The organism is Algoriphagus sp. (genome assembly GCF_024642405.1).
GTDB lineage: Bacteria > Bacteroidota > Bacteroidia > Cytophagales > Cyclobacteriaceae > Algoriphagus.
On the sequence record NZ_JAHEBC010000247.1, the window covers coordinates 1 to 5,638 of the forward strand.

The window sequence follows — 5,638 nt, forward strand, 5'->3', positions numbered from 1 at the left end:
AGAAATCCATCATGAACCAGCAAAAATTGGGGTAATGATGGTCAGCCAAGGTATCAAAGACGGAAGCATTCGCCCAGAATTACAGCCTGAAATAACGTTTTATACTGTTTGGAGTATGATTATCGGATATGAAAAAATGATGGGGCCAATAGAATATGAAGGAAAAGAAATCAAAATTAGCCCTTCCAATTGGCAGCCTGGATTTCAAAAACTTCTTCAGGACATGTTGAAAGGTACAATTCAAGCTGTCAAACCTGTAACAGTTCAAGGCTCTTTATTCTAAATCATGAAGTTTTATTTTTCATTGATCGCTGCAATTTTATGTGTTAGCTGTCAAAGCAAAAAGGACGTTTCCATTTTTATTACAAACATTTCTATTGTAGATGTTAAGAATGGTGAAATAATATCAGATCAGTTTGTGGCCATACAAGGAGATTCGATTCTTGAAGTTGGGGATCAGTCTCTAAAAGTTAAGTATCAAAGTAATTTTACAATTAATGGAGACGGTAAATTTTTATTACCGGGCTTATGGGATAATCATGTCCATTTTGGAGGGGCAGAATATATAGACGAAAATGAGCAGTTACTTCCTCTTTATTTAGCCTTTGGGGTCACAACAGTAAGAGATGCCGCAGGTGATATTAGTCTAGAAGTATTGAAATGGCGAGATGAGATTAACCAAGGCAAAAGAATTGGACCTAAAATACTTACCTCAGGACCAAAATTAGAGGGTATTAACTCAATTTGGCCTGGAGATTTAGAAATTGGTACTGTAACAGAGTTAGAAGCTGCTTTAGATTCACTGGAAAAACTTAAAGTTGATTTTATAAAAATCACAGACAATACCCTTAAACCAGAATTATTTTTAGAAGCAGTAAAACAAGCTACAGAAAGAGGGTGGAGTGTATCAGGACATATTCCTACTGCACTAACGATAGATCAGGTGTCAAAAGCTGGTCAAAAAACTGTGGAGCATTTGGGTTATCTAATGCGAATGACGACACCATTTGAAGAAGAAATTAGCATTGCTAGAGGAAATGATACCATGAATGCAACTGATGCCGCAAAACTTCAAAGTGAAAGCAGAGATGATTCAGTTGCTTTAACCAAGTTTAAACAACTTGCAGCACAAGGAACAGGGGTAGTTCCTACTTTATTGATCAGTTCCAATATTGCATACCTAGAAGAAAAATATTTTCAGGGAGACACCATATTAAACTATTTGGGCCCAAAGCTAAAGGAAAGTTATCAGTGGAGAATTCAGCGAATGGCTAATGATACTCCCGAAGACAAACAAAATAGGAAAGACAGTTTTGAAGCAATTGCGAATTTGATACCATTGGTTAAAGAATCAGGGATGAAAATTTATGCTGGAACAGATGCAGGTTATTTAAATACTTATGATTATCCAGGATTAGCCATTCATTTAGAACTCCAGCTACTTGTAAAATATGGCTTAACTCCAAGGGAAGCTTTGGAAGCTTCTATTATCAATGGTCCAGAATATTTTGGTCTGGAAAAGGATTTTGGATCAGTACAAAAAGGAAAAAAAGCAAACTTATTGATCTTGAATCAAAACCCACTAGAAAATATTGAAGCAACATTGGATATTCAAGATGTTTTAAAAGATGGTCAACTACTAGATCGCATAAAGCTGAATCAAATATTAGCTGAAATTAAGGCCTGGGTTGCTAAAAAAGAAAATGGATAAAAAATATGGGATATCATTTTTGACATCCCATATTTAGATTAATCTCTATTTTAATAGATCTGCATTAATGAACCTCTCCCATCATTTTTCGAATAACAGGTTTCAACAGGAAAAGAAGAATTGCAGATCCAACTACAGTATAAACGATTAACATATATTGGTCAGGCATTTGGGCAAGTGCCTCTTCAGTTCCTCCGCTTGCCTCCCCAGCAATTAGTCCTGCAATCAGATTTCCTAAAGCAACAGACAGGAACCAAATCCCCATCATTTGACCTCCATAAGCCTTCGGAGCAAGTTTGGTAACCAAAGACAATCCTACCGGAGATAAACTAAGTTCTCCAAAAGTGTGAAGCATATATGTTAAAATCAACCAGGTTGGAGCCGCTAAATCTCCCGAAGCTGCAATTTTTGCTGCGAAATACATCACAAAAAAGCCAACGCCTAGTAAAAGCAAACCAAAGGTAAACTTCAAGGGAGAGCTTGGTTCCAAGTTTCTTCTACCCAACCAAACCCACATGGCACCAAATATAGGTGCGAAAATTATAATGAACATAGAATTGATAGATTGGAAATAACCCGTTGGAATTTCCCATCCAAAGACCGTTCTATCAGTAAATCTTTCTGCAAATAGATTCAACGTAGAACCAGCCTGCTCAAAGCCAGACCAAAACATGGCAGAGAATAGAAAGAGAATAGTAATCACTCCTACTTTATTCCTATCCGGTTTTGAGAGACCTCCAAAAGCCATAACGTATCCCAAATATCCAAAAGCTACAATTGCTATAACATAGCCTGAAACCCCTGCAATCAAGGATACATCAATAGAAATTACACCGGAAAAAAGAAAAACTACTACTGCCAATAGTACTGAACCTATCCATGTTACCATAGACTTAAGCTTTTTGTTGCTTTCAATTTCTTCAGGACTTTCAATGACAGGGGTCTCACCAAGTCCATCCAGTGATTTGTTGGTAAGCTTATATTGAATCAATCCCAAAACCATTCCGAATCCAGCTAAACCAAAGCCCAAATGCCAATCATAAGCAGCCAAAGTACTACAGGCAATTGGAGCAATCAGTGCTCCTATGTTAATACCCATATAAAAAATAGAAAATCCAGCATCCCGCTTTGAACTTCCGGGGGCATATAGTTGGCCTACTATTGAACTAATGTTTGGTTTTAATAAACCTGTTCCAAGTACAATTAAAACCAAGCCCAAAAAAAACGAGTTGGTGTCCAAACTAGAAAGAGAGTCTTTTACAGTATTACTTTCTTGACCCAGTGAAATCAGACCTGGTAGAGCCATGGTAAAGTGACCAAGTGCAATAATAATCCCACCATACCATACAGATTTTTTCAGACCAAATAATCTATCAGCCAACCAACCTCCAGGCAAAGCAAGCAAATAAACGCCCATGGTATAAAGTCCATAAATCGCTCCTGAGGTTTTATCATCAAATCCAAGTCCACCATCAACAATGGCAGTGGTCATGAATAATATGAGCAGAGCACGCATTCCGTAGTAGCTGAAGCGTTCCCACATTTCTGTAAAAAATAAGGTCATTAAACCTTTAGGATGACCAAAAACTGTAGGCCCATCAAATTCAGGAGTAAGTTGTTTTTCCAAGGATTTCTTATTTGGGTGAATATTTAATTTACAATGATAACCGTTTTTGTGACTTTTCTCCAAGAATCTTTATACAAAGAGAAGCCTTAATTTAAGTTTTTAATGAAAATATTTGAGTATTTAAATGATCTAAATCATATAAAAAACGATACACCAAATATTTTACTGTTTTTTTTTTCGTAATCGATTGAAAAGCCAAATTTCGATACTTTTTTAGTTTTTTATTAAGCCTTTTTCTTAATTTTGGCTTGACTTATTTCAGTTTGTAAACCCAATTTTCTATGCAGAACACAGTTCTGGAAAAACACAGTAATCAGAGTAATCTTATGGAAATAAGAACCTCTGAGAAAGTTTATTTGAATCTCCCTCCTGCTGCTTTAGTAGAACATTCTTTATCAAGAAAGGAAGGAAGCCTAACTTCTACCGGAGCCTTAATGGCAGATACCGGGAAGTTTACCGGTAGATCCCCAAAAGACCGATTTATCGTTTTGGATGAGAAAACGAAAAAGAGCGTATGGTGGGGTGACATCAATATTCCATTCGATTCAGTAAAGTTTGATTTGTTGGAGGAAAAAATGAAAAATTTCCTTAGTCAAAAGGATCTCTTTGTAAGAGATGCTTATGCCGGTGCAGATGAAAATCATAGATTAAACCTTCGTGTTTTTAACACGCTTGCCTGGCATAATTTATTTTGCCATAACATGTTTCTAAGACCTGAAAAAGAGGAATTAGGAAACTTTAAACCTGACTTCACAATTATTTGTGCGCCAGAATTTGAAGCTAATCCTGAAACTGACGGGACAGCTAGTACAAATTTTGCGATTTTGAACCTTACCAAAAGAATGATTTTGATTGGAGGAACTGCCTATGCAGGAGAAATGAAAAAAGGTATTTTCTCTGTATTAAATTTTATTCTGCCCCATGAAAAAGAAATTCTATCTATGCATTGCTCAGCAAACATAGGAAAGAAGGGTGATACCGCTATCTTCTTTGGTCTTTCCGGAACTGGTAAAACAACTCTTTCTACAGATCCTAATAGAAATTTAATTGGTGATGATGAACACGGATGGACTGATTCAAGTGTTTTTAATTTCGAAGGTGGCTGCTATGCAAAAGTTGTGGACTTAACTAGAGAAAAAGAACCTGAAATATGGGATGCCATTAAATTCGGTACTATTGTAGAAAACACAAGATTTAAACCTGGAAGCAGAGAAGTTGATTATAGCAATATCCAAGTAACGCAAAACACAAGAACTGCTTACCCTATCCATTATATACCAAATTCAAAAACCCCATCTATTGGAGATATTCCCAAAAATATTTTCTTTCTAACAGCGGATGCGTTTGGAGTAATACCCCCTATTTCCAGATTGAATAAAAGCCAAGCTATGTATCATTTTATATCTGGATATACTGCAAAGGTAGCAGGAACAGAAATGGGAGTCACAGAACCTAAACTTACATTTTCTGCATGTTTTGGGGCAGCATTTCTTCCCTTGCCCCCAACTGAATACGCAACCCTTTTTGGTGAAAAGATGGAAAAACATGAAGTCAATGTTTGGTTGATCAATACAGGTTGGACAGGTGGACCCTATGGGACCGGTTCCAGGATGAAGTTGTCATATACAAGAGCAATGATTACCGCGGCACTAGGTGGAAATTTGAACGATGTGGCTTATAAAAAACATCCGGTTTTTGGATTTGATGTTCCGCAAGAATGCGAAAATGTTCCTTCTGTGGTATTAAACCCAAGATCTACTTGGGAAGACAAGAACGCTTATGATCTTCAGGCTGAAAAACTTGCTGAGGCTTTTGTTTCTAATTTTAAGCAATTTGAAGACTTTGCTACAGTTGACATTTTGAAAGGTTCACCAATTATCAAATAATTTGATGGGGAGTAGTCAATACTCCCTATCATTTTTAAATCATTCTTCAATTAATCTTCTATTTTTACCTATTAATTTGAATAAACAAAAGGTTTAAACCTTTATCTTAAAAAAATGAGAACAGCGGAAATTATTACAGAAAAAGGAACTATGAAGGTAGAATTCTATGAAAAGGATGCTCCTATTGCAGTTCAGAATTTTATCGATTTATCCAATAAAGGATTTTATGACGGGCTGACTTTTCACCGTGTCATTCCAAATTTTGTAATTCAAGGTGGATGTCCAGTTGGAAATGGTTCTGGTGGTCCTGGCTACAAAATAAAGTGCGAACTAGATGGAGAGAATCAGTATCATGATAGAGGTGTCTTATCTATGGCTCATGCCGGAAGAAACACTGGTGGTTCTCAGTTCTTT

At 36.5% G+C, this 5,638-nt stretch carries 4 protein-coding genes and 1 pseudogene; 4 read left to right on the plus strand and 1 reads right to left on the minus strand.

What is annotated here, in order from left to right:
• Nucleotides 1-283, plus strand: a pseudogene (locus tag Q0L68_RS15275) (TetR/AcrR family transcriptional regulator); the annotation flags it as partial.
• 3 nt (nt 284-286) lie between these two features.
• Nucleotides 287-1,711: an amidohydrolase family protein gene (locus tag Q0L68_RS15280; protein WP_296704907.1), complete on the plus strand. Its 1,425-nt coding sequence runs from the start codon at nt 287-289 to the stop codon at nt 1,709-1,711.
• A gap of 64 nt (nt 1,712-1,775) precedes the next feature.
• On the opposite strand, the gene Q0L68_RS15285 is transcribed toward Q0L68_RS15280, so the two are convergent.
• Nucleotides 1,776-3,338, minus strand: coding sequence for a peptide MFS transporter (locus Q0L68_RS15285; RefSeq protein WP_296704909.1), 1,563 nt, complete (start codon nt 3,336-3,338; stop codon nt 1,776-1,778).
• Nucleotides 3,339-3,619: 281 nt separating this feature from the next.
• Between Q0L68_RS15285 and pckA the strand changes: the two genes are divergently transcribed.
• Both pckA and Q0L68_RS15295 read left to right on the plus strand, forming a co-directional pair.
• A complete protein-coding gene (gene pckA, locus Q0L68_RS15290; RefSeq protein ID WP_296704911.1) occupies nt 3,620-5,224 on the plus strand; it encodes a phosphoenolpyruvate carboxykinase (ATP) in 1,605 nt (534 codons plus the stop codon).
• A 114-nt stretch (nt 5,225-5,338) separates the two neighbouring features.
• A partial coding sequence (locus Q0L68_RS15295; protein WP_296704913.1) for a peptidylprolyl isomerase occupies nt 5,339-5,638 on the plus strand: 300 nt, incomplete at its 3' end.